The following is a 25017-nucleotide window of genomic DNA, read 5'->3' as shown; positions in this document are numbered from 1 at the left end:
CCATTACGATTGTAATGGCATTTTAATTTAGAGCTTTTCTATTTTTACATAGAACTTACTTTTTTGAAGTTCTATATCAGTTAAGTCCCTGGTTTCAACTTTTACCGTTTGCCAATCGTTTGTCGCGTTCAGGCGTATCTCTTTCCCCTGTATGGTTATGCCTACCGGCATTTTAAAGCTCTTTACATCTGTAAGCCAGCGGTATTCTAATGAACCTCCGCTTAACTTCAGCTGTAATATGGGGATGTTTTTGTAGCGAAGGTACTGATTGAAAACGGAGGTTAGGTCCATACCGGTCTTTTGGTTAAAATAATCTACTACAGTTTCTGTATCAATTATCCCTTTTTTGTACATAAGCGAATAGTTAAGTATCATGTCCCACCATTTAGCGTCATCATTCACCACGTGGCGTAACGTGTTCAACAGCAATGCTCCTTTGTAGTACATATCACCCGAGCCTTCCTTGTTTACTCCAAAAACGCCAATTACAGGCTTTCGGTTGCCTACGCTAAAACGTTGTCCGCTTATGTACTGCATTGCCTTTTCGTACCCATAACGGCATTCAATATATACAGTTTCGCTGTAGGTAGTAAAGCCTTCATGTATCCACATATCGGCGACGTCTTTAGAAGTGATACTATTGCCAAACCACTCATGTCCGGTTTCATGGATAATAATGTAATCAAACAACAAACCAACCCCCGTGCCGCTTATATCGTTACCCAAGTAACCTTTTCTGTACATATTGCCATAAGCTACAGCGCTTTGATGTTCCATTCCGAGATAGGGGGTCTCAACAAGTTTATAGCCATCTTCAGCAAAAGGGTATTTGCCAAATTTTGACTGAAAACACTCCATCATGGGTTTTACCTCTTCAAACTGCTTACGGGCCTTTTCCTCATTTTTGCGAAGCACATAATAATCAAGGTCTAATTCATCCAAATTATCGTGAATATGAACGTAGTCGGCAATGTTTAATGTAATATTATAGTTATTAATAGGATTTACTACTTCCCAGTCCCAGCGGGTGTATCCGTTTTTTAAGTCCTCACTACCCTTAAAGCGTCCGTTAGATACATCCATTAAACCGTTAGGTACTGCCACTTTTATAGATGCGCCCCTATCCGGTTCATCGGTCTGGTGGTCTTTTACAGGATACCAAAGGCTGGCTCCTGTGCCCTGAACGGCAACACCTATCCATGGTTTTTCGTCAGCATCGCTAGAGAAAACAAAACCGCCGTCCCAGGGTGCATTCTTAGCCACAAGCGGATTACCCGAATAATAAAAACGGAGTCTTTCTTCTTTACCTTTTTTAAGCGGTTTTGCAAACTGTATAAAAACAGCGTCGTTGTCTCTTTTGTAAGTCGTTTTGTTACCCTTTACCACGATGCTGTCAATTTGCATATTTTCAAAGAGATCAAGCTGGATTTTTGAAGTGTTCTCTACAACTTTAAAAGTGATTTCGTTATACCCGCTAATAAATTTTTTATCAGGATCTACCTTAATGTTCAGCTCATAGCGCTGCACGTCAAAACAGGTACGTTCGGGCCTCAATCCGCCCTGCAGGCTGTCGCGCCTGGTGTAGGTTTGTGCAGATGCAACAAGGCTGATAACTAATAATAAAGCTGATAAGGCTATTTTCATTTGATATGGATTAATAAAGATAAGTAGCTAAAATCGAAAAATGTTACGTGTTTGATTGCTTTTTAGCTGTAAGCACTACAAATTCGCGTTCAATTTTTTCGCCGCTAGTGCTTCTTACCATCTCAGTATCGGTAACTACGCTTATGATTGTCAGGCCTGTATTTTGCATGAGGGATGTTACCGATTCTATGTCATAAAGTGTAAACCCATATTTTGCAAACGGAATCTTCTGCATTGTGCTTTTTGGAATAAAGCTTATGGAAACGATACCGCCCTCTCTCATTACACGTGCAATTTCGTTTGCATAATCCTGAGGGTCTTTCCAAAAATAAATGGTGTTGCAGGTAAAGACAGCATCAAAATGCTTTTCGCTAAACGGGATATGTTCGCCATCAGTAAGCCTGAAAGAAACATTTTCTAAATCGCCATTAATATTTTCTGCTTCTTCAACCATGGTTTCAGAAATATCAATGCCAAAGTAGGTTATATTTTTTGCGATAGTGATTATATCTTTTACATGGCCGCCATTACCCGGGCCAATTTCTAATAAGGTGTCATCATTCTTTATGTTCAGGCTTTCTATAGTTTTAATGATGATGTTACTGTTGGTAAAGTTCATCATTTCGCCCACTTTAAGTCCGCTCTCGCCATCAGGGCAGCGCAATTGTTGGGCAAGCTCCTGTAATTCGTTTTCAGATAATTTCATGCTACTAATTTATGGAATCTGAAAGAAACCACGCATAAAAAATCCGGACTTACACACTAAGCCCGGATGAATAAATTAAATACTAAATAGCTATTGTTTTTTTGCTGCCTTTTTAACTGTAGGTTTTGCAGTTACTTTAGGTAAGGTCTTTACTATAGTTTTTGGTTCGTTTTTAAAAATGAACATCAACGGATGTATAAAACGCTCCTGCCAGGCTTTCTCTACATGTGCAGCACCATCAAATTTTTTGGTCAGCCAGTTTTTATCTGTATAACCTTTAGACTTCATGATATTGTCAACAGTTTTTTGGTGTTCTCCGTAATACTGGTCCATTGTTTTTGTGCCAAGGTCAAAATAGATGCTGTGATCCTGGAAGGGCGGAAGCTTTTCGTACAGGTATTTTTTAAAAGCTTCAGATGGTCCTGAATGCGTATTGTCTGCCAATAGGGGCCAATGCGTAGACATGCAAGCTGCTTTCCCGAATACATTTGGATATTCGCAAACGGCATATAAAGAAATTAATGCTCCCATCGCACTGCCACATATTGCAGTATTTGCAGCGTCGGACTTGGTTCTGTATGTTTTGTCAATATATGGCTTTAATTCCTGGGTAAGGAATTTTAAATACTCATCGCCCAATAACTGGGTACCTTTTATTTTTGCGGTTTCGTTTGTCTTGTCAAAAATGGCCTTATCGGTTTTTGTGAAGTTTGCAGCGGCTTTTTCAGGAAAGTATTCCGTATACCGCTGGTCGCTGCTCCATATCGCCACTATAATAAAAGGTTTTACACGTTTAGAAGCGATTAATTTTGCTGCTGAATCATCAGCCTCCCATGCTACTTTATGTATAGCGGTTTCGGGATTAAAAATGCTTTGGCCATCCTGCATATACAGTACAGGATAGGATTCTTTTGTATTGGTTGAATAGTCTGCAGGCAGCCAAACCTCGATGTTTCTGGCCTGCACAAATTTTGACTTGAAACTGTCAATCTTAACTGTTTTACCCTTGGGTTGGGCATAACAGCTAATGACCGCCAGCATAAGCAGCAGTTTAGTTAATGTAGATTTCATTTAGTAGTTTAGTTTAAGGCTTTAAAGATAAAGTAAATATTTTGTTACCATTGTTAATAATGTATAAGTACGATGTATTTATCACAGACTTGTTATTCTTAATTGTGTTTTGTAACAAAATAATTGAGGTTATTGCATAAAACAGAAAAGGCAGTAGATAACTCATACTGCCTTTATTGATATTTTTTTTGCTAATTAAACCTGTATAACGCCAAGGTTAAATTGTTTCTCGATAGGGGCATGGTTAGCCGCTTCAATACCCATGGAGATCCATGTCCTCGTATCAAGCGGATCGATAATAGCGTCTGTCCACAGGCGTGATGCAGCATAATAAGGAGATACCTGTGCATCATAACGCGCTTTGATCTTATCAAATAGCTCAGCTTCTTTTTCAGGGGTAATTTCTTCGCCTCTTGCTTTAAGCGATGAAGCTTCAATCTGCAATAAAACCTTAGCTGCCTGAGTGCCGCCCATAACCGCAAGCTCTGCACTTGGCCATGCAAATATAAGCCTTGGGTCATATGCCTTACCGCACATGGCATAGTTACCCGCACCATAAGAATTACCCACTACAACTGTAAACTTAGGTACGACCGAGTTGCTTACTGCGTTTACCATTTTGGCACCATCTTTAATAATCCCGCCATGCTCTGATTTTGAGCCAACCATGAATCCGGTAACATCCTGAAGGAATACTAACGGAATCTTCTTTTGATTACAGTTTGCAATAAAACGAGTGGCTTTATCGGCGCTGTCAGAGTATATAACACCGCCAAACTGCATTTCACCTTTTTTAGATTTTACAACCTTACGCTGGTTGGCTACGATACCTACAGCCCATCCATCAATACGTGCATAACCTGTAATGATAGTCTGTCCATAACCGGCCTTGTATTCTTCAAATTCGCTGTTGTCAACAAGGCGTTTTATGATTTCCATCATGTCATATTGTTCAGTACGCAGTTTTGGGATAATGCCGTAAATATCCTGTTCCGGCAGCACAGGCTTTTCGGCCTTAATGCGGTTATAGCCTGCTTTGTCGTAATCGCCTATTTTGTCAATAATATTCTTGATCGTGTCCAGAGCATCTTTATCGTCTTTAGCTTTGTAATCTGTAACACCCGATATTTCGCAGTGCGTTGTAGCGCCACCAAGGGTTTCATTGTCTATGCTTTCGCCAATGGCAGCCTTCACAAGATAGCTTCCGGCGAGGAAGATACTACCAGTTTTATCTACAATAAGGGCTTCATCGCTCATTATAGGCAGGTAAGCACCACCGGCAACACAGCTTCCCATAACGGCAGCGATCTGCGTTATGCCCATGCTGCTCATGATGGCATTATTTCGGAAGATACGCCCAAAGTGCTCCTTGTCAGGAAAAATCTCGTCCTGGAGCGGTAAGTAAACACCGGCACTGTCTACGAGGTAAATGATAGGTAAACGGTTTTCCATCGCAATTTCCTGGGCACGAAGGTTTTTCTTTCCTGTAATAGGAAACCATGCACCAGCCTTAACAGTAGCATCATTAGCTACAACTATACATTGTTTTCCGAGTACATAGCCTATTTTTATCACAACACCGCCGGATGGGCATCCGCCATGCTCGGCGTACATTCCGTCGCCTACAAAGGCACCTATTTCTATACTTTTAGAATCTTTATCTAACAGATAATCAATACGTTCACGAGCAGTCATTTTGCCTTCACCATGAAGTTTCTCGATACGTTTTTCGCCTCCTCCAAGCTTAACCTTAGCAAGCTTCTGTTTAAATTCTGATAATAACAGTTTATTGTGATCTTCGTTTTTATTGAAGTTAATATCCATGATCTGTTGTATATTTGTAGTGTGAATGTAATTTTTGTCTGCCAAAAATACGAAAACGTTTGATATATATACGAATTATTGAGAATTCCTTTGTTTGTCTGTGTTAGCAATTCGTTAAAATTAATAACCCCATATTCATAATTAGTTAACCATTTCTTAACATTGGAGAGGTACATTTGCGCCATAAAACACGAAAAATAATGTCTATAAACAGTATCTTCCAGTTTCTTGTACCAAAAGACAAGAAATTTTTTCCACTTTTTGAACAGGCAACTTCTAATCTTGTAATCCTTGCTGAAACCCTTCACGAAGCGATAAACGCTCCTAAAGAAGAAAGGGAAGCATATTTTAAGAAAATTGAGGAACTTGAAGCGGTAATTGAAGAAATAGCACACCAGACTAATCTTGAGCTTAGCCGTAACTTTATCACTCCATTTGACAGGGAAGATATCCACGCGCTTATCTCTGCTATAGATAACGTTGCAGATTACCTTTATGGTGCTGCTAACAGGATGAGATTGTACCAGGTAGAAAAAATTACAAAATCTATCAGAAAAATGACGGAAATTACGCTCGAGAGCTGCCAGCTTATACACGTAGCTGTTACAGATCTTAAAGACATGAAAAACCTTAAAGGTATTGCAGATGCCTGCAAAAGGATAAACAAGCTTGAAAACAAATCAGACAATGTATTTGATAAAGCTGTTGCCGATATATTTGAAAACGAAACTGATGCTAAGAACATCATCAAATATAAAGAAGTGCTTTCTTCTCTTGAATCAGCTGCTGATAAATGTAAGGGTGTTGCGAACGTGCTGGAGTCTATCGCGGTAAAACATTCATAAACAAACCCTTTACGTATACTATGACGCTACTTATAACTATTATTGTTTTAGCATTAATATTCGACTACATAAATGGTTTCCACGATGCGGCGAATGCTATAGCAACTGTTGTTGCTACAAAAGTACTTACGCCGTTTCAGGCGGTACTTTGGGCAGCTTTCTTTAACTTTTTGGCCTACTGGGTCTTTGGTTTTGGAGTTGCCGATACGGTAGCAAAAACCGCCCATACTATGGATATTAACCTTGTGGTTATCCTTGCAGGGGTTATTGCAGCTATTTGCTGGAATCTTCTTACGTGGTGGTTAGGAATTCCATCAAGTTCATCCCATACGCTTATCGGTGGTTTTGCAGGTGCTGCTATTGCGCATGCGGGTTTTAATGTCGTATCATGGTACACACCCGGTAAAGACGGCGGGATGCCATCTGGTGTACTTATTATTATTGCTTTTATTGTTTTAGCACCGTTATTAGGTGCTATTGCATCGTACCTTATATCTATATGGTTATTAAATTCTTCGAAAAAGAGTATATATCCTAAACTTTTTACAGGAGCATTGATGCTTGTTACCATTTGGTTTGTGGCTGTGCAGTTAAAAATGTATGACGAAATATCGAAACCACGTTTTGACTCTCATTTTTGGAGTGTTGCTTTTGAGCCGCATAACATTAAATGGCTTTTGGTAGGTTTTATCGTGCTGTCAGTTAGTATATTCTGTTTACTATTTAGCAGCCTTACCCACAGCAAAGCCGAATCATGGCTTAAAAGGATGCAGCTGTTATCATCGGCATCGTTCAGTCTTGGACACGGTGGTAACGACTCTCAAAAAGTAATGGGTATTATTGCAGCTGCCGTTGCTGTTTATATCCATACTTCGGGCAAAGCTCAGGAAAGTTTACCGGAATGGCTTAATGTTGTGCTTCCGCAGGGAGATACAGAAGGGCAGATGCCTGCATGGATACCGCTAGCGTGTTATTCTGCAATTGCATTAGGTACATTAAGTGGTGGATGGAAAATCGTTAAAACAATGGGGTCAAAAATCACTAAAGTAACATCTTTTGAAGGTGTTGCCGCAGAGACTGCAGGAGCCTTAACATTATACTTTACGGAGCACCTTAAAATCCCGGTAAGTACAACACATACCATTACAGGGTCTATTATTGGTGTAGGCCTTACAAAACGTGTATCGGCAGTACGATGGGGTGTTACAGTAAGCCTTATTTGGGCATGGGTACTTACAATACCGGTGTCTGCACTTCTTGCAGCACTAGTTTATTATGTATTAAGCTTATTCTTATAAAATTTAGGATTTCCTAAATATATACCAACTCTTAAATGGCATACATTTGTTAAAACACAAATGTATGCCATTCTCTTTTAGGACTGTTTTAGCTTTAGCTGCCCTCACATTTATTCCTTTGTTAATGACCGGGCAGGCTAAAAATTCAATATTTAATAATGAACGCACCAGATCAATGTCCCAGCGATGGGAGCTTAATACCTTAACCGGTAACGGAACTTTTGTTATTACACCTTACAAGCCGGTTTACATACTGCCGTTACGCTGGTCAAGTGAGCCTAATGGTAAGCCTGTGAGCGGTAACCCTTCTCCAGAATATGAGGCCGAAAACCAAAACCTTAATAATCTGGAGGCTAAATTTCAGATTAGTTTTAAAGTTAAAGTGCTTCAGGGAATATTTTGGGGCCACGGCGATTTGTGGGGTGCTTATACACAAAAAGCGCATTGGCAGGTATATAATGCCACCCTATCAAGACCATTCAGGGAAATGAATTATGAGCCTGAGGTCATTCTTAATTTTGCCACTAATTACAGCTTGTTTGGAATTAAAGGCCGCATGGCAGGTATATCATTTAACCATCAGTCTAATGGCCGTGCTTATCCTTTAACCAGAAGCTGGAACAGGATCATTGCGCATGCAGGTTTCGAAAGTGGCGACTGGCAGGCTTATCTTCGCGCATGGTACAGAATGCCCGATGATATAGATGATAACCCTAAGATATGCCGCTATTTGGGCTATGGCGACGCAACCATAATATATTCAAGGGGCATCGATACATTTTCAGCGGTAATTGCTCCAAACTTCAGTTTTAACCGTCACATGAAAGGCAGTATAGAGCTTTCGTGGGCGCGAACTATAAAAGGGAACCTGAAAGGATATGTAATGTTTACCCATGGCTATGGTGAGACGCTTATAGACTACAATAACTTACAGACAACCGTAGGGATAGGTGTATCTCTCGTGGAATGGTTATAACACCAAATTGAAAATCTCTGCTTTTCGTTTTTTGATACATTTTATTTTATGCCGATTAAAATAGCAGTGTGTCAGATTTGTGCTATCGATTGAAAGATTAGTGCTATACTTTATCGTTATAGTAGGCTAACTTTGGGATACAACAAATAAACGAAAAGACTTATGAGTATTGCTAAACGTCCTGATTTTAAGGATAAATACGATAATTTTATTGGAGGTAAATTTGTACCTCCGGTTAAGGGTGAATACTTTGATAACGTATCGCCAATTGATGGAAAAGTATTTGCAAAGGCGGCACGCTCTACTAAAGAAGATGTAGATTTAGCGCTTGATGCTGCACATGAGGCATTCAAGACCTGGGGAAAAGCCTCTCCCGCCTTTCGCAGTAATGTGCTAAACAAGATTGCCGATGTTATGGAGGCTAATCTTGAATATCTGGCTACCGTAGAGGCTATAGATAACGGTAAGGCTATCCGTGAAACGCTTGCTGCCGATTTACCGCTATGTATAGACCATTTCCGTTATTTTGCGGGTGTAATCCGTGCGGAAGAAGGTACGATCGCAGAACATGATGAAAATACAGTTAGTATAGTAGTCCACGAACCGCTTGGCGTAGTAGGGCAAATCATACCATGGAACTTTCCGCTATTAATGGCAACATGGAAAATTGCCCCAGCCATTGCTGCGGGTAATTGTACGGTGGTAAAAGCTGCAGAACAGACTCCTGTTTCTATTATAGTATTAATGGAACTTCTTAAAGATGTTGTGCCGCCAGGAGTGATAAATATTGTAAATGGTTTTGGTGTAGAAGCAGGTAAGCCATTGGCAACATCGCCTAAGATATCTAAAGTTTCATTTACGGGAGAAACCACAACTGGCCGCCTTATCATGCAGTATGCTGCAGAAAATATTATCCCTTCTACAATGGAACTTGGTGGCAAGTCTCCAAATATCTTCTTTAAATCGGTAGCCGATGAAGACGATGCCTTTTTTGATAAAGCTATAGAAGGCGCTGTAATGTTTGCTCTTAACCAGGGCGAGGTGTGTACATGCCCGTCGCGTATGCTCGTTCACGAAGATATCTATGATAAATTTATCGCCAGGGTAATTGAGCGTACCAAAGCTATCAAGATTGGACACCCACTGGATAAAACCGTTGCTATGGGTGCGCAGGCATCTAACGACCAGTTTGAAAAGATAAAATCGTACCTGAAGATTGGTAAGGAAGAAGGTGCTGAAGTGCTGACAGGTGGCGAAGTAAACCAATTTGAAGGTGAACTAGGCGGAGGTTTCTATATTCAGCCAACCATCTTTAAAGGACACAACAAAATGAGGATATTCCAGGAGGAAATCTTTGGTCCTGTAGTATGTGTGACTACTTTTAAAACTACCGAAGAAGCCATTGAAATTGCAAACGATACCCTTTACGGACTAGGAGCAGGGGTGTGGACACGAGATGCGCATGAGTTGTATCAGGTACCAAGAGCAATAAAAGCGGGTAGGGTTTGGGTTAACAACTATCACGCCTATCCTGCACATGCGCCTTTCGGTGGATACAAAAAATCAGGCTTTGGCCGTGAGAACCATAAAATGATGCTGGAGCACTACAGGCAGGCTAAAAATATGCTTATCTCTTACGATAAAAATAAACTGGGTTTCTTTTAAAATTCTATTGTTTGGTTTTGGGGCTGCCCTTGGGCAGCCTCGCTGCTGTTTACTATATTCTAAAATTTTTATTACAATGTCAAATACGATGAAAGCGGCACGCTGGCATGCTGCAAAAGATATCAGGGTCGAACAGGCCGAGATACCTGCTGCCGGAAAAAAACAAGTTAAGATCGAAGTACAATTTACAGGGATTTGTGGGTCTGACTTGCATGAGTATACACATGGCCCAATGCTTATTCCTGTTGATAAACCATACCCGTTAAACGGCCATCAGGGTGTCACAACTCTTGGGCACGAGTTTTCAGGTATTGTAAGTGAAATAGGTGAGGGTGTTACAAATGTAAAACCGGGTGACAGGGTAGTGGTAGAGCCATTATTCAAAAATCCGGACAGTCCGTTTATTGCTAATGGCGAATATAACCTTTCTGAACCACTTGGTTTTGTGGGGCTGACATCAAACGGAGGTTTTGCAAAATATACGGTTGTAGAAGATTATATGGTACATAAGATACCTGATACCATGAGTTTTGAACAGGGAGCATTGGTAGAGCCTGCAGCTGTTGCTGTATACGCCGTTTTGCAAAGTGGTTTAAGTTTAGGAGACTCCTGCGTTATTTTTGGAGCAGGTCCTATAGGTTTATTGTGTGTACAGGCAGCTATCGCTGCGGGTTCGCCAAATGTTATAGTTGTTGATGTTGCCGACAAACGCCTTGAAAAAGCAACTGAAGTAGGAGCCACACATGTAATAAATGGCAAAAGCGAAGATATTCCTGCACAGGTTAAAAAACTTACTAACGGCGGAGCCGATGTGTTTCTTGATGCTGCCGGCGTTCAGGCAACCTACGACAACGGATTGAAAAGCTTGAGAAATGGCGGTACCGCTGTTCTTGTAGCACTTTTTGGTAAGCCGGTCACCCATGATGCTTTTGATCAGGTAGTGCGTGAAATTACGGTTAAGGGCATCATTGCTTACAGGAATATATTTCCACAGGTTATAAACCTTATCGACTCCGGGCGTATGCCGGTAGAAAAACTGGTTACCCAAAAAATTAAACTGGATAATATTGTTGCCGATGGTTTTGAAGCCCTGGTGTCAAATCCATCGCAGGTAAAGATATTAGTGGATATTAACGGATAACAATAATTACAGGGTCAATATATTTGGCCCTGTTTTTAATTTTTTTATTATGTACAAGAGAATCGACAGTACCCCACAGGCAGATGATCTCATAGCAGAGCTTAAAGAGCGTTATGGTGAACTGATGTTTCACCAAAGCGGCGGATGCTGCGATGGTTCTCAACCAATGTGTTTTGAAAAAGGAGATTTTAAACTGGGCTACAGCGATGTATGCCTTGGTATAATTCAAGACTGCGAATTCTGGATGAGCAAAGACCAGTTTGAATACTGGAAGCATACCCATTTAACGCTAAATGCCATTGATGGCAGGGGAGCAAGCTTTTCGCTCGAAATTCCTTTAGGCAAACGCTTTATGATAGAGTCAAGGCTTTTTACCGAAGAAGAAGCTAAAGACCTTGAACCGGTAAGCTTTCTTGAAGACTAGAAGTTAGGCAACATGTAACAACTGATATTGCTTAGGTGTAATGCCTTCGTACTTTTTAAACAGTCTTATAAAATAGTTGCAGTCATCAAAACCTGCCATGAAACACACTTCGTTTATCTGGATTCCCGGATTTTTAAGCAATTTCTTGGCTTGTTTTATCTTTTCATTTAGTATAAATTCTATGGGGCTCATACCTAATTCCCTTTTAAAATAGCGATAAAAAGAGGTGGTGCTCATGCATGCCTTCTCGCTAAGGTCTTTCAGGCTTATGCTTGAGGTTATATTTTTTCGGATGAATTCTGTAATAGTATAAATTACACTATTGGTATCAATCGAGGCGTCTTCATCGGCACGTTGTGCTGTCTGGGTTTGGATTATCCTTATTAGCAGCTCCTGTAGTGCCAGGTCTGCCAGTGCATCTTTTGTTACCGAAAAGCTCATGCACTCGCGAATAAGCTTATTGATGGTAGTTGCGAGTTCAGTATTATTGTAAAAAAAGTAATTTTCGTGATTGAGCTTCCATAACTCATCTTCTTTAGGATATCGTTCGTTAAGAAAATCAAGTGTATCGCTTATTTTGTTGTGGTCTATGGCTAAGGCAAGGCATTGGGTAGGATTGCTGGCAGAAGCTTCAGGGAAATCAATCTTCATTTCTACGTTACCGGGAACGATAACAGTTTCTCCGGGAAGATATTCAAAGCTGGGATCATCAAAAAGGTGCATTACTTTTTTACCCCGCAGCATACTCGTTACTACAAGGTCGTTGAATTTTAGTGGAACAAGTATAGATTCCTGATACGTCTCAAAAAGATTGAGTTCGCAGTTTTCAAGAGAATAAACGGTCCTGTTCTCTACTAATGTTTTTAGTGATTTTTCAACGGTAAGCGATGGCGTTTCGAGCAATGCCCTGCGATTGTTCATAATCCTGTAATTTTAAGTGCCCTTAAATTACGGATTTTTAACGATGCAGCGAAATTTTAGGAGTTAAATTCAGCAACAGTTTCGATATCGTTGGTCCTTACAAACTTCAGCGGAAGCGACACTATAAACGTTGTACCTTTGTCTTTTCCCGGGCTCATTGCATAAATATTACCCCTGTGAAGCTCTATAAACGATTTTGATATGGAAAGTCCTAATCCGTTAGATGTTTCTTTGCCTGTAGGCTTAGAACTAAGTTTAGCAAACTTATTGAAAAGCTTTTGGATGTCGTCAAAATTAAGTCCCTGGCCTTCATCTTTAACTTCGATATGCATATAGTTTCCGGCTTCTCGCGCCGATACCTTTATACTGGTATTGTGGTAAGAATATTTTATAGCATTACTAAGCAGGTTGTGCAGTACATCTGATATTTTAGATTTATCACCTTCCAGTTTAGGGAGGGTGTCTTCGCAATGCAGCTCAATAACCTGTTTTTTTCTGCCTGCCAGCAGTTCAAAGTTATTCAGAAGCCTTGTGAACATATCTTTCACATCTATTTCTTCAATAGACAGTGTCATGTCTTTCTCTTCAAGCTCAGATTGTGTAAGAAGGTTAGCCAGCCTTTTCTGCATAATGCCAACAGACGATTTTATCATGTCTGTCATACGTGGTGCTGTAGCGATATCTTTACGTATCACATCGTTAGCAAGGCTTATAGAAGCCAACGGGTTTTTGATCTCGTGAAGAGCTATGTTCATCAGGTTGATCTGCGATTCTATCGATTTACGATAACGCAGCCTGTTTTCCAGTTTGTCAACTATTATTTTAGCCAGTGTTTTCAGCATATCAATCTGCTGTGCTGTAGCTTCTCTTGGAACGGAATCTGCTACTGATATTACGCCTACATTATAACCTTCAGGTGACTTTATAGGTGCCCCTGCATAAAAACGAACCCCATCTTCACCTTTTACAAAAGTGCTGTCTACTAATTCAGGATGATCCAGTGTGTTATTGAAAAGTGTAACCTCGTCGTTTAGTATTGCGATACTTGCAAGCGTGCCCTCTCTTTCCACTTCATTAATAGGAAGCGAGCTGAGGTTAGATTTCAGAAAGGCCCTTTTTTCATCTACAAAAGTTATAAAGGAGCTTGGGCAATTGAATACCTGTGATGCCATAAGTGCAATCTTATCAAACGCATCTTCAGAATGTGTATCCAATATTTGGTAGTCCCTAAGCTTTTCAAGCCTAAGGTCTTCATTGCTCGGCATGTAATAAACAGGCTTTTTATAGCTCATAGATGGTTATTCGGGATGTTAGGTAGAGTTGAATTAATTCTACCGTGAAAATACGGCAAATTTTCACTAAATAAATGTTAAAACATGAGGTTGTAACAAAAGTTGCATGATTTTGTAAGGCAGAACATATTAAAAACAAAATACCTCATGACATGATCACGAGGTATTTAGGTCATCACTTTTACGTAATTATTGTTCTTCTTCGGTCTTTTGGCCCATCATCATAAGGTAGGCTTTCAGGAACTCATCAATATGTCCGTTCATTACGCCTTCTACATCGCTGGTTTCAAATTGTGTTCTTACATCTTTAACCAGTTTATACGGATGCATAACGTAGTTACGTATCTGCGAACCCCACTCAATCTTCATCTTATTGGCCTCGATCTCATCTCGAACGGCCTGACGTTTTTTAAGCTCAATTTCATATAACTGCGATTTAAGCAATTGCATGGCTTTGGTCTTATTGTCAAGCTGCGATCGTGTTTCGGAGTTTTCAATGATGATTCCGGTAGGGTGGTGGCGAAGGCGCACCGCCGTTTCTACCTTATTTACATTTTGTCCTCCTGCACCGCTGGAACGCATGGTTTCCCACGAAATGTCAGACGGGCTTATCTCGATCTCAATAGTATCATCGGCAAGCGGATACACATAAACAGATGCAAATGAAGTATGGCGTTTTGCATTACTGTCAAAAGGAGAAATACGCACCAGTCGGTGAACGCCGTTCTCGCCTTTTAGGTAACCAAAAGAATAATCACCTTCAAACTCAAGGGTTACTGTTTTAATACCGGCAACCTCCCCCGCCTGAAAGTTAAGCTCCTTGATCTTATAGCCCTCTTTTTCGCCCCACATCATATACATACGCATAAGCATAGATGCCCAGTCACAGCTTTCTGTACCTCCGGCACCCGCGGTGATCTGTACTACGGCACTCAGGCTGTCGCCTTCATCGGATAGCATGTTTTTAAACTCGAGATTTTCAATATGGGCAATTGTTGCCTTATAATGATTGTCGAGTTCTTCCTCGGTAGCATCGCCTTCTTTGTAAAATTCGTAGATGATCTGGAGTTCTTCGGCCATGGCATTGCCTTTTTCATAATCTTCCACCCACTTTTTCTTAGATCGCAGGTCTCTTACAATGATTTCGGCCTGTTTGGCGTTATTCCAAAAGTCAGGTGCAAAAGTCTTCTCTTCTTCGTTTGTTATTTCAATTAACTTTCTGTCGATGTCAAAGATACCTCCTCAGCGCACCAAGACGCTCTATAATACCTTTTATTTGTTCGGTATTTGTCATAAATAATGTAGTTTTGTATTAAGCAAAAATAAGCTATCCTTTTCAATAATATGGAAATAAATTTAGTAAGTGACACGGTAACCCGTCCCGGGCATGAAATGCTTCAGCAGATGTTCAGGGCAAAAGTGGGCGATGATGTTTATAAACAGGATCCTACCGTTGTTCAGCTCGAAGAAACAGTAGCCGATCTTTTTGGGATGGAGGCTGCGCTTTTTTTTCCTTCGGGCACCATGGCAAACCAGACAGCAATAAAATTACATACAAACCCGGGTGACGAACTGATATGCGATAAATGGTCGCACGTATTTAATTACGAAGGTGGTGGTATAGCCTTTAACAGCGGTGTTTCAAGCCGTTTGATAGATGGTAACCGTGGCATGATAACAGCCAATCAGGTTGTAGAAGCCATAAACCCGCCCGACTTTTACCACAGTCCGTTAACAAGCCTTGTAACGATAGAAAATACTACCAATAAAGGCGGAGGAGCATGCTATGATCTGCAGACCCTTATGGAAATAAGCGATGTATGCAAAACCAATAAACTGGCCTATCATCTTGATGGCGCCCGTTTATGGAACGCATTGGTAGCAAAAAGGCAGCATCCTAAACAGTTTGGTGGATTGTTTGATACTATTTCAGTATGTCTGTCAAAAGGATTAGGTGCGCCTGTGGGTTCGCTTTTAGTAGGCAGGCAGGAACATATCAATAAGGCAATCAGGATTCGTAAAGTGTTTGGCGGCGGTATGCGTCAGGCAGGATACCTTGCGGCGGCAGGACTATATGCGTTACAAAATAATGTTGGCCGACTGGAGGAAGATCACAGAAGGGCAAAACAGCTGGCTAATTTCCTTCAGCAGCTACCCTGGGTAGAAAAGGTAGAACCGGTAGAAACCAATATTCTTATCTTTTCAGTTAAGCCACAATATAGCGAATCCGCATTGATGGAAAAACTAAAGCAGAAAAGCATATTTATAAGTTCTTTAGGGAAAGGAAAGCTGCGTATCGTTACGCATCTTGATTATAAGGAAGTGATGCATAATTATGTCATAGAGACACTGCAAAAGCTGAGCTTTTAAGCAGCAAAGTTTCAAAGCAGCAAAGTTTTAATACTCTGCAACTTTGAAACTTTGTTACTCTGCAACTTTTCTATTTAAACATTCCGTCTAATCCCGGGATATTCGGCATGCCATCCTGTGCAACAGCAGCAAGTTCAGCTTCGTTTACATTTGTAGCTTTTGCTATAGCTTTGTTAAGAACCAATACCAGATAATCTTCCAGTTGCTCTTTGTCTTCTAATAAAGAATCGTCTATGGTTATAGACCTGATGCTGCGGTTTGCCGTAATGGTAACCTTTAATAATCCGTCATTGCTCTGCTCATCGATAAGAACAGTGTCAAGCCTTTTTTTAGTCTCTTCAATTTTTTGCTGGGTTTCTTTAAGTTTGCCCATCATTCCCATGATATCTCCAAACATTTTTATGAATTTTATTATATGATTATATTGCAAAAGTATTAAATTGCAGAGTTATATGCTAACCTGAAAACAAATGAAAAAACACGTACTTTTAAGTTGTGTTTGTGTTATTTTTGCAGCGAATGCGCAATCTAATAAAAAGAAGATGACCGAAACAATTTCTCCGCCGCTGGCTACCGTCAAACCTAAGAAACTTGAAAAGCATGGCGACGTTAGAACTGATAACTATTACTGGCTTAACGAAAGAGAAAACCCGGAGGTAATAGATTATCTTAACAAAGAAAACACCTACTATAATACAATGACCGCCGACCAAAAAGAATTCCAGAAGGATCTTTTTGCAGAAATGAAAGGCAGGATCAAAGAAGACGATTCATCTGTACCTTATTTTTATAACGGCTATTATTACATTACCCGCTACGAAACCGGAAAAGATTACCCAATATACGCACGTAAAAAAGGCACCCTCGACGCTAAAGAAGAAATACTGTTTGATTGCAACGAAATGGCAAAAGGGCATTCTTATTTTCAGCTGGGTGGGCTTAATATAAGTGAAGATAATAAATGGGCAGCCTTTGGTGTTGATACTGTTTCAAGGAGGCAGTTTACCATCCAGGTTAAAAACCTTGAAACAAACGAAGTACTTCCTTTTAAGATAGAAAATACCACAGGTGGTTCTACATGGGCCGGAGATAACAATACATTGTTTTATACTCGCAAAGATGAGGTTACACTTCGTTCTGACAAAGTTTACAAACATAAGCTTGACGCAGATGTAAAAGACGATACTTTAGTGTTTCATGAAAAAGACGATACCTACAGTGCGTTTATCTATAAGGAGAAATCTAAAAAATACCTGGTTATCGGTTCAAGCAGTACACTTACCAGCGAATTTAGGATTCTTGATGCTAAAAAGCCTGACGATGAGTTTGAAATATTCCAAAAAAGAACCAGAGGCTTAGAATACAGCATTTCTCACTTTGGAGATAGCTGGTATATCGTGACCAATAAGGATAAGGCGACCAACTTCAAACTAATGATTACGCCCGAGGGTAAAACAGGCAAGGATAACTGGACAGACCTTATCGCACACCGCAATGATGTGCTTCTTGAAGATATAGATATCTTTAAAGATTATCTTGTGGTTTCTGAACGCAGTAACGGACTTAATACAATACGAATTCGCCCATGGAATGGAAAAGGGGAGTACTACCTGCCGTTTGAAAGCGAAACCTATACTGCAGGAACGTCTGCAAATCCCGATTTTGATACCGATATCCTGAGATATAGTTACCAGTCACTGGCTACGCCATCGTCTGTAATAGATTTCAATATGAAGACCAAAGAGAAGACCGTTCTTAAGGAGCAGGCCGTTCTTGGCGGTAAATTCGATAAGAATAATTATGTTGAAGAAAGGGTATGGGCTACTGCAAAAGATGGTACTAAGGTGCCTATCTCTATGATATACCGAAAAGGTATTACCAAAGACGGTAAAAATCCTTTATTACTATATGCATACGGTTCTTATGGAGCATCAATGGATGCTTATTTCTCATCTATCAGGCTTAGCCTGCTTGACAGGGGCTTCATTTATGCTATTGCCCACATTCGTGGGGGAGAAGATTTAGGCCGTGAATGGTATGATAACGGAAAACTACTTAAGAAGAAAAATACATTTACTGATTTTGTAGACTGTTCACAGTACGTGATAAATCAAAAATATACATCTGCTAAACACTTATATGCTGAAGGTGGGTCTGCCGGAGGATTATTAATTGGGGCGATAATAAACATGGCACCACAGCTGTACAATGGTGTTATTGCACAGGTTCCGTTTGTAGATGTTATAACTACAATGCTTGATGATAGTATTCCTCTTACAACAGGTGAATATGACGAGTGGGGTAATCCGAATGATAAAAAATATTACGATTACATGAAATCGTACTCGCCTTACGATAATATAACTGCTCAGGAATATCCAAATATGTTAGTCACTACAGGCTTACATGATTCTCAGGTACAATACTGGGAACCTGCAAAATGGGTGGCAAAATTGAGGGTTACAAAGACAGGAAGCAAGCTTTTATACCTGGATACCAATATGGAAGCGGGGCATGGAGGAGCATCAGGGCGTTTTGAATCACTTAAGGAGGTTGCAAAAGAATACAGTTTTTTATTAGATTTAGAAGGAATTAAAAAGTAATTAAATTTTTTTTGTTAGCTTTGCAAGGTTTTGAGGTCAATAAACTTTGTAGCAGTTTACCTTACTAACTTATTTTTTATGAAAGAAGAGATAAAAGCCTATAATAATGTGTTGGAATTAATTGGTAACACACCTCTAATTAAAATCAACAAAGTTACTGAAGGATTAAAAGGAAATTTTTACGCTAAAGTAGAAGCTTTTAATCCGGGCCATTCCACAAAAGACAGAATTGCACTATACATTATCGAAGAAGCAGAGAAAAAAGGTATCCTGAAACCGGGAGACACCATAATAGAAACTACTTCAGGTAACACAGGTTTCAGCCTGGCAATGGTAAGCATTATTAAAGGATATGACTGTGTACTTGCAGTAAGTTCTAAATCATCTAAAGACAAGATAGATATGCTTCGCGCAATGGGGGCTAAAGTCTATGTTTGCCCGGCAAATGTATCTGCAGATGATCCGCGTTCTTATTACAGTGTTGCAAAAAGGCTTCATGAAGAAAATAAAGGATCGGTTTATATTAACCAGTACTTTAATGATCTTAATGTAGACGCACATTATAAAACTACAGGTCCTGAAATATGGGAACAGACAAACGGTAAAATTACACACCTTATCGCTTGCAGCGGTACGGGAGGAACAATTTCCGGCACGGCACGTTTCCTTAAAGAGCAAAATCCAGCAATCAAAATATTGGGTGTGGATGCTTATGGTTCCGTACTAAAAAAATACCACGAAACTAAAGAGTTTGACAGCGAAGAGATCTATCCGTACAGAATAGAAGGTCTTGGTAAAAACCTTATACCTACAGCTACAGATTTTGACGTAATTGATAAATTTATAAAGGTATCAGACGAAGATAGCGCTCATGCTGCAAGGCATATCGCTAAAACCGAAGGGCTTTTTGTAGGATACACAAGTGGAGCAACTTTCCAGGCAGTTAAGCAGTATGCAGAATTGGGAGAGTTTGATGAAAACAGCAATGTAGTTCTTATATTCCCTGACCACGGTTCACGTTACATGAGTAAAGTGTTTAGTGATGAGTGGATGAACGAGCAGGGCTTTTTTGACAGCGTTAATATTGAAGAAGCACAAAAGATTGAATTTATAAAATAATTCTATCTCACAACGTATAAAAAAACTCCCTGCATCGCAGGGAGTTTTTTTTTGGAAGCAAACGGTTTTAAATCAAAAAAGCTCCTGAATTTTATTTCAGAAGCCTTTATTTGTTTAACTAACTCACGCGTGTATGATTGAGGAGCTTACAAAAGTACCGGCAATCCATATATAACACAATACCCATTAATGGGTATATTTAAAGAAAAACGCTGCAATTGCAGCGTTGATCCCTAAGTATACTAACCCTTATATCTTTATTTTTAATAGGCACTGTAATCTCCGGTGCCGGATCTTTTTAAATCCTGTTTTTCCGGCTCTCCGGTAAAGGCAACATTACCCGATCCGCTGATATTTCCTTTTATGGTTTTAGTGCAGGCGAGGTAAGCATTGCCTGATCCTGTTACAGCGACATCCAAATTGGCTGTTTCAAGCTTTTCTGCCTGTATATTACCCGAACCTATAATTTTACATTTAAAGTCCTGTACGGCTCCTGTTAGCGTTATTGAGCCGGAACCCAGTACACTTGCATCGCTTTGAGCAGAATAGAGGTTCAGTTTTATGTTTCCTGAGCCTTCAAGCTGCACCTTAATATTGTTTTTGATTGTTTTTCGGCATACCAGCCCGCCAGATCCATTAAACTTGATAGTGTTTAGCGCTGTACTGTAAGGTATTTTAATGTACACCTTGTTTTTTCTGTGTGCCTTAAATTTCCGGTCTTTTGGCAGCTGTATAGAAAGTGTACCATTTTCTTCGCTAATCTCTATAAGTGCAACAATGTTTTTTGATCCTTCCAGCGTGACAAAACTGTCGCTGCTGTCGGTAACCAATACTTCAAAAGGGCCATTTATGCACAATGATGAGTAGGCGTTAATAGTTCTTTTATCTTTGACGGTATTTCCATCTGCCGTGATAGCTTCTTCGCTGTTTTGTGCAAATGCTGCCGCCGATAGCAGCAGCACTGCAATTAAAAATAACTGTCGTTTCATGATGATGATTGATTTTGATTGATTTTGATTGATATTATGTAGACGCTATGTTTTTATAAATGGTTGCATTGTTTAGATATTTAATTTTTACTTAGATTAATATTTCCATATTCTGCTTTAATATACATGCGGTTTTCACCTGAATTCCTGTAGTAGCCCTTATAGCTTGCAGATGTTTCCTTCTCTTTTTTCTCAGTAAATTTTAATCCTGCCGATCCTCCAAGATTTCCGTATTCAAGATGGTATTCAAAATCAAATGCATAAGAAGCATCAAATTTTACATTTACGTTTGTATAAGTCGCATTAATGGCAATATTCTTCGCGTTTTTGTTGATAGCTCCTACATTTACGTTACCGTAATTGGTAGTAAGATTAAGCTGGGATGATAAATTTGCTATCCTTGTGCCCGAATAGTTGGCATTGCCGCTAATTTTGCCGCCATCATTTATTTTCATATCGCCATAATCTGTATTGTAAGTTATATCGTTAATCCGCCCAACAATTACATTGGTGTAATCACTATTAATGTTCAGATTGCCACCACGTGTAAGCTCAAATGATGAATATGCTGCCCTTACCGTGCCGTTCTTCATATAACTTATCAGTGATTTACCACAATACTCAATTTTTACAATATTGTCGCTATTGTTAAGTGCATCGGCATATACATCTCCATACTGGCATTTAATAACAGATGGGCCGTTTATACTGCCTAGTTTGATGGATCCGTATTGGTTATCAAGGTTGACACTACCATTTTTAGGTATTTTTATAGTATAATTAATTTCCAGATTCACATTTCTGCCCGAAAAATTACCGATTATGGTTTTTGCTTTTATCAGGGATTTAAGAGCATCAAATTCAATATCTATAGAGCTAAGACGATCATTTACAGTTTCTTCATTTTTTGCGGTTACGCGGATAAGTATTTCAATGGAAGTTTTGTTTTCATCCCAGGTTGTTACGTATACCTGTCCGTAACGATTTTGGATTTCGAGTCCCGCGTTGGAATTTACGATGTATGTTTTAGCAATTCTTCTTTCTTTAGTGATGTTGTCATTTCCTCCGGCCATTGCTATACCCGGGAGCAGCATTGCTAAAAGCAATAGTATATTAAGCCTGATTGTTTTCATGATAATTTTCTTTAATTTTTTTGATGTTTTCAATTTTTTCAAGGACTTCTTCCAAAAAGGAAATTCTCGTCTGCAGATTGGTTATCATCGCATGGATAAGCTGTTTGCTTTCGCCTTTATTGGCAAGCTCATGTGTTATCTTGTCATAATCTTTTTCCAGTTGCTGCATCCTTACCAGCGCATCCTGCACCAGTAGTTTTGTTTCGGGGGTGTTTTCCTGTTTTACCTTTGCCAGCTCGTTATGTATTATTGTGGCAAAATATACCTGCGTCTCTTTTGTTTTATTCGAAATCTTAGCCACCTGTGTATTATCTGCCGGTGAGTAGATAAACAATAAGCTTAACAGTATTACAATTGCTGCAGCTGCCGGCATAGCAACCCAATATATCAAACCTTTACCTTTTGGAGTTTTCTTTTTCTTGTCCAGCCTGTCAAGAAAACGGTCCTGATGCCCTTCAGCAGGCATTTCAATATCCCACTGGCTTTCTAAGGCACTAAAAATTTCGTTCAATTTTTCATTCTCTCTGTCCATTATTCCATCAGTTTTTTTAGCAGGCTTTCCTTTGCCCTGCTTATTGTTGTCCGGGTATTGCCTGCGGTAATGCCCATAATTTCACCTATTTCCTCCTGGTCATATCCTTCGATAAATAACAGTGTTAGCGCTATCCTGTAATTTTCCTTGAGTGATTGTATAGCGGCTAAAACCTGCTGTACCTTCATATCCCTGAAATCTATAGCAGACTCTTCGCTGCTATTGTCATCCGGTACTTTATACAGTACATTGTCCAAAGGATCAACGTCATGCTTATTGATCTTTTTGTAATTATCAATACTGTGGTTTACTACGATTTTTTTTAACCACGCCCCAAAAGTAACCTCACCTTTAAAACTGTCCAGTTTCGTAAAAGCTTTCAAAAACGATTCCTGCATGATATCTTCTGCCCAATGGCTGTCCTTCACGATGCGCAGGGCCGTGTTGAACATGGGCTTATAATACCTGTTATAAACCTCAAACTGAGCATTACGGCTTCCCGTCCTGCATAGTTCCAGTAGCGAATTAATATCCTGATCTGCGTTTGTCAAACTTTTATTGGCTGGTTTATTATAATGACTGAATCAAATTTAATATGTTACAGTTTGCATTAAATATTTTAATCAAAAAGTAATTAAAGGATCGTTTTTTGAATGTAACTATTTGTTTTCTCGGTAATAAGTTAAATAAAAAAGCGCCTTAAAAGGCGCTTCAATTTATGATAATGCAATTCGGTTACTCCTGCATTGTATGGTATACATTCATCACGTCGTCATCTTCCTCAATTTTTTCAAGAAGTTTCTCAACGTCTGCAACCTGGTCTGCAGTAAGTTCTTTTGTGATTTGCGGAATCCTTTCAAAGCCTGATGAAAGTATTTCAATATTTCTGTTTTCAAGTTCTTTCTGGATTGCTCCAAAGCTTTCAAACGGGGCATACATTACAATCCCGTCTTCGTCAGCAAAGATCTCTTCCACGCCAAAGTCGATCATCTCAAGCTCAAGCTCTTCCACGTCACGGCCTTCGGCAGGGATGCGAAAGTTACAGGTATGGTCAAACATAAACTCTACAGAACCCTGTGTTCCCATAGTACCGTTACATTTATTAAAATAACTGCGGATGTTTGCAACTGTGCGGTTGTTGTTATCTGTAGCTGTTTCTATAAGTATTGCGATACCATGAGGCGCATACCCTTCAAACAATACCTCTTTAAAGTTAGCTGAGTCTTTTTCAGATGCTTTTTTAATAGCCCTCTCAACGTTATCCTTAGGCATATTTGCTGCCTTGGCATTTTGTATTACTGCCCTTAAACGCGCATTGCTCTCGGGGTTTGGTCCGCCTTCTTTAACGGCCATTACTATATCTTTACCAATTCTCGTAAACGTTTTTGCCATTGCTGACCAACGTTTCATTTTTCTGGCTTTTCTAAATTCAAACGCTCTTCCCATAATTTTTTTGTTTGCTGCACAAAAATAAACTTATTCCCTGTTTTTGCAAAAACAAAGTTAGTCTTTTGGAATGTGTTTTGTTACAAAACCATCACTCGCGGTATTCCAGGCAGTAATTGCGGCGTTTTTATCGTTAAAAAATTTTGTATTCAGTTTGTTGTAGTTACCTAAAGCCTTATTTACATCAGCTACAAGCTTATTATAAGCTGCGACTTCATCTTTAGATGGAGCCGATTTACTATCCATAGCTTTTTTGGCATCTTCTGTTTTTTGGTTCAGCATCACAAAGTCTACTGCTGCGGGGGCAAATTCTAAAGCTTCTTTTTTGTAGAATTCTAAAACCTTCTTAGTTGCATTAACCAGCATCGGGTCGTTTTTATAGGGCTTGGCTGTTTTAATTTTATCAATGCCTTCCAGCGCATACTGTTCTAACGATGAGGCGTTTTGCTGAATACTACCCACATCTTTTTTCTCAATTGCCTTCATAAGATTAATGTCGGTAATATAAACTTTAAAGAATATAAGGTACATATCCGACTGGTGTTTGAACACTTCGTTAGATATTGCCATTTTTTTACCTAACTCAGACTGGTCTTCACTAATGGTTATGCCGTATTTATTGGCAAAAGCTTTTTGATTGGTGTTTAGTTTTTCAATTTCAGTATTAATTTTTTCATTTACCATATCACGGGCAATGATGTAGGCCTCCATAAAATCATACGATTGTTCGGCTACATCCTGCATATCTATTATCTTCGCATAATCTTCATTTACATATTTTTCCTGTAACGAAAAATAATTAATAAGCTGGTCTTTGTATTCTACATCTCCTTTGTAGCCACCCTTAACCGCTGCTATTTTTTTAGAGGCACCCTGTATGGACTTTATCAGATTTTTGCGCGTAGCATCAATCTTCCTGGCGCTTTTGCTGTGTGCAACTGCTTTAGTGTACTTCCAGGTACTTTGCGAAATGGTATTGGTTTCTTTACCAATAAAATTAAGGTAGTCTACGGGAGCT

23 protein-coding genes are annotated in these 25017 nt (G+C 39.6%); 9 read left to right on the top strand and 14 right to left on the bottom strand.

The genetic code is table 11. The features are described from left to right. Positions 1-27: 27 nt before the first annotated feature. From R1T16_RS08910 to R1T16_RS08895, 4 genes are all read right to left on the bottom strand, one after another. Positions 28-1644 (bottom strand): M1 family metallopeptidase, encoded by a 1617-nt coding sequence (locus R1T16_RS08910; RefSeq protein ID WP_317500747.1) that lies wholly within the window; start codon positions 1642-1644, stop codon positions 28-30. Between the two features lie 43 nt (positions 1645-1687). Then, a complete protein-coding gene (locus R1T16_RS08905; RefSeq protein ID WP_317500746.1) occupies positions 1688-2350 on the bottom strand; it encodes a class I SAM-dependent methyltransferase in 663 nt (220 codons plus the stop codon). Between the two features lie 90 nt (positions 2351-2440). Next, entirely contained in the window at positions 2441-3421 is a 981-nt protein-coding gene (locus tag R1T16_RS08900) for an alpha/beta hydrolase (protein WP_317500745.1), read from the bottom strand. Between the two features lie 195 nt (positions 3422-3616). After that, positions 3617-5245: an acyl-CoA carboxylase subunit beta gene (locus R1T16_RS08895; RefSeq protein WP_317500744.1), complete on the bottom strand. Its 1629-nt coding sequence runs from the start codon at positions 5243-5245 to the stop codon at positions 3617-3619. A 200-nt stretch (positions 5246-5445) separates the two neighbouring features. Here R1T16_RS08895 and R1T16_RS08890 point away from each other — a divergent pair, with 200 nt between their 5' ends. The 6 genes from R1T16_RS08890 to R1T16_RS08865 all read left to right on the top strand — a co-directional run bounded on the left by R1T16_RS08890 (position 5446) and on the right by R1T16_RS08865 (position 11594). Next, the gene (locus tag R1T16_RS08890; RefSeq protein ID WP_317500743.1) at positions 5446-6090 is read left to right on the top strand and encodes a DUF47 domain-containing protein; all 645 of its coding nucleotides are present in this window, start codon (positions 5446-5448) and stop codon (positions 6088-6090) included. A 20-nt stretch (positions 6091-6110) separates the two neighbouring features. Next, the gene (locus tag R1T16_RS08885; RefSeq protein ID WP_317500742.1) at positions 6111-7388 is read left to right on the top strand and encodes an inorganic phosphate transporter; all 1278 of its coding nucleotides are present in this window, start codon (positions 6111-6113) and stop codon (positions 7386-7388) included. Positions 7389-7452: 64 nt separating this feature from the next. Beyond that, positions 7453-8364, top strand: a complete 912-nt coding sequence (locus R1T16_RS08880; RefSeq protein WP_317500741.1) for a phospholipase A — start codon at positions 7453-7455, stop codon at positions 8362-8364. 162 nt (positions 8365-8526) lie between these two features. After that, a complete protein-coding gene (locus tag R1T16_RS08875; protein ID WP_317500740.1) occupies positions 8527-10029 on the top strand; it encodes an aldehyde dehydrogenase family protein in 1503 nt (500 codons plus the stop codon). Positions 10030-10105: 76 nt separating this feature from the next. After that, the gene (locus R1T16_RS08870) at positions 10106-11170 is read left to right on the top strand and encodes a 2,3-butanediol dehydrogenase (RefSeq protein WP_317500739.1); all 1065 of its coding nucleotides are present in this window, start codon (positions 10106-10108) and stop codon (positions 11168-11170) included. A gap of 49 nt (positions 11171-11219) precedes the next feature. Continuing rightward, on the top strand, positions 11220-11594 hold the full coding sequence (locus tag R1T16_RS08865; RefSeq protein WP_317500738.1) for a DUF779 domain-containing protein: 375 nt from the start codon (positions 11220-11222) through the stop codon (positions 11592-11594). Positions 11595-11597: 3 nt separating this feature from the next. Here the strand turns inward: R1T16_RS08865 and R1T16_RS08860 are convergent, their stop codons facing one another. The 3 genes from R1T16_RS08860 to prfB form a co-directional block, all read right to left on the bottom strand. After that, positions 11598-12515, bottom strand: coding sequence for an AraC family transcriptional regulator N-terminal domain-containing protein (locus R1T16_RS08860; protein ID WP_317500737.1), 918 nt, complete (start codon positions 12513-12515; stop codon positions 11598-11600). Between the two features lie 56 nt (positions 12516-12571). Next, entirely contained in the window at positions 12572-13807 is a 1236-nt protein-coding gene (locus R1T16_RS08855) for a GAF domain-containing sensor histidine kinase (RefSeq protein WP_317500736.1), read from the bottom strand. Between the two features lie 189 nt (positions 13808-13996). Then, a protein-coding gene (gene prfB / locus R1T16_RS08850) for a peptide chain release factor 2 (RefSeq protein WP_317500735.1) occupies positions 13997-15101 on the bottom strand; the annotation gives its coding sequence in 2 pieces (ribosomal slippage) (positions 13997-15037 and positions 15039-15101; 1104 coding nt in all). A gap of 50 nt (positions 15102-15151) precedes the next feature. On the opposite strand from prfB, the gene R1T16_RS08845 reads away from it, so the two are divergent. Beyond that, complete coding sequence (locus R1T16_RS08845; RefSeq protein ID WP_317500734.1) at positions 15152-16177, top strand: GntG family PLP-dependent aldolase; 1026 nt, start codon at positions 15152-15154, stop codon at positions 16175-16177. A gap of 70 nt (positions 16178-16247) precedes the next feature. Here the strand turns inward: R1T16_RS08845 and R1T16_RS08840 are convergent, their stop codons facing one another. Further along, positions 16248-16574 (bottom strand): YbaB/EbfC family nucleoid-associated protein, encoded by a 327-nt coding sequence (locus R1T16_RS08840; protein ID WP_317500733.1) that lies wholly within the window; start codon positions 16572-16574, stop codon positions 16248-16250. A gap of 73 nt (positions 16575-16647) precedes the next feature. Between R1T16_RS08840 and R1T16_RS08835 the strand changes: the two genes are divergently transcribed. Further along, a complete protein-coding gene (locus R1T16_RS08835) occupies positions 16648-18780 on the top strand; it encodes a S9 family peptidase (protein ID WP_317500732.1) in 2133 nt (710 codons plus the stop codon). Positions 18781-18858: 78 nt separating this feature from the next. After that, on the top strand, positions 18859-19899 hold the full coding sequence (locus R1T16_RS08830; RefSeq protein WP_317500731.1) for a cysteine synthase family protein: 1041 nt from the start codon (positions 18859-18861) through the stop codon (positions 19897-19899). Positions 19900-20162: 263 nt separating this feature from the next. On the opposite strand, the gene R1T16_RS08825 is transcribed toward R1T16_RS08830, so the two are convergent. From R1T16_RS08825 to R1T16_RS08800, 6 genes are all read right to left on the bottom strand, one after another. Further along, the gene (locus R1T16_RS08825; protein ID WP_317500730.1) at positions 20163-20888 is read right to left on the bottom strand and encodes a head GIN domain-containing protein; all 726 of its coding nucleotides are present in this window, start codon (positions 20886-20888) and stop codon (positions 20163-20165) included. A gap of 80 nt (positions 20889-20968) precedes the next feature. Then, a complete protein-coding gene (locus R1T16_RS08820; RefSeq protein WP_317500729.1) occupies positions 20969-22021 on the bottom strand; it encodes a hypothetical protein in 1053 nt (350 codons plus the stop codon). After that, complete coding sequence (locus R1T16_RS08815) at positions 22002-22553, bottom strand: hypothetical protein (protein WP_317500728.1); 552 nt, start codon at positions 22551-22553, stop codon at positions 22002-22004. Before R1T16_RS08815 ends, R1T16_RS08820 begins: the two co-directional genes overlap by 20 nt. After that, positions 22553-23104, bottom strand: a complete 552-nt coding sequence (locus R1T16_RS08810) for an RNA polymerase sigma factor (RefSeq protein WP_317500727.1) — start codon at positions 23102-23104, stop codon at positions 22553-22555. The genes R1T16_RS08815 and R1T16_RS08810 overlap by 1 nt, the downstream gene beginning before the upstream one ends. A gap of 184 nt (positions 23105-23288) precedes the next feature. Then, positions 23289-23999 carry a YebC/PmpR family DNA-binding transcriptional regulator gene (locus R1T16_RS08805; protein WP_317500726.1) on the bottom strand — a complete coding sequence of 237 codons (711 nt, stop codon included), beginning with the start codon at positions 23997-23999 and terminating at the stop codon, positions 23289-23291. A gap of 57 nt (positions 24000-24056) precedes the next feature. After that, positions 24057-24743: a hypothetical protein gene (locus R1T16_RS08800; protein ID WP_317500725.1), complete on the bottom strand. Its 687-nt coding sequence runs from the start codon at positions 24741-24743 to the stop codon at positions 24057-24059. Between the last annotated feature and the right edge of the window lie 274 nt (positions 24744-25017).

The organism is Flavobacterium sp. DG1-102-2 (genome assembly GCF_033042555.1).
Taxonomy (GTDB): Bacteria; Bacteroidota; Bacteroidia; order Flavobacteriales; family Flavobacteriaceae; genus Flavobacterium.
This window is presented reverse-complemented; position numbering and strand designations above follow the sequence as displayed.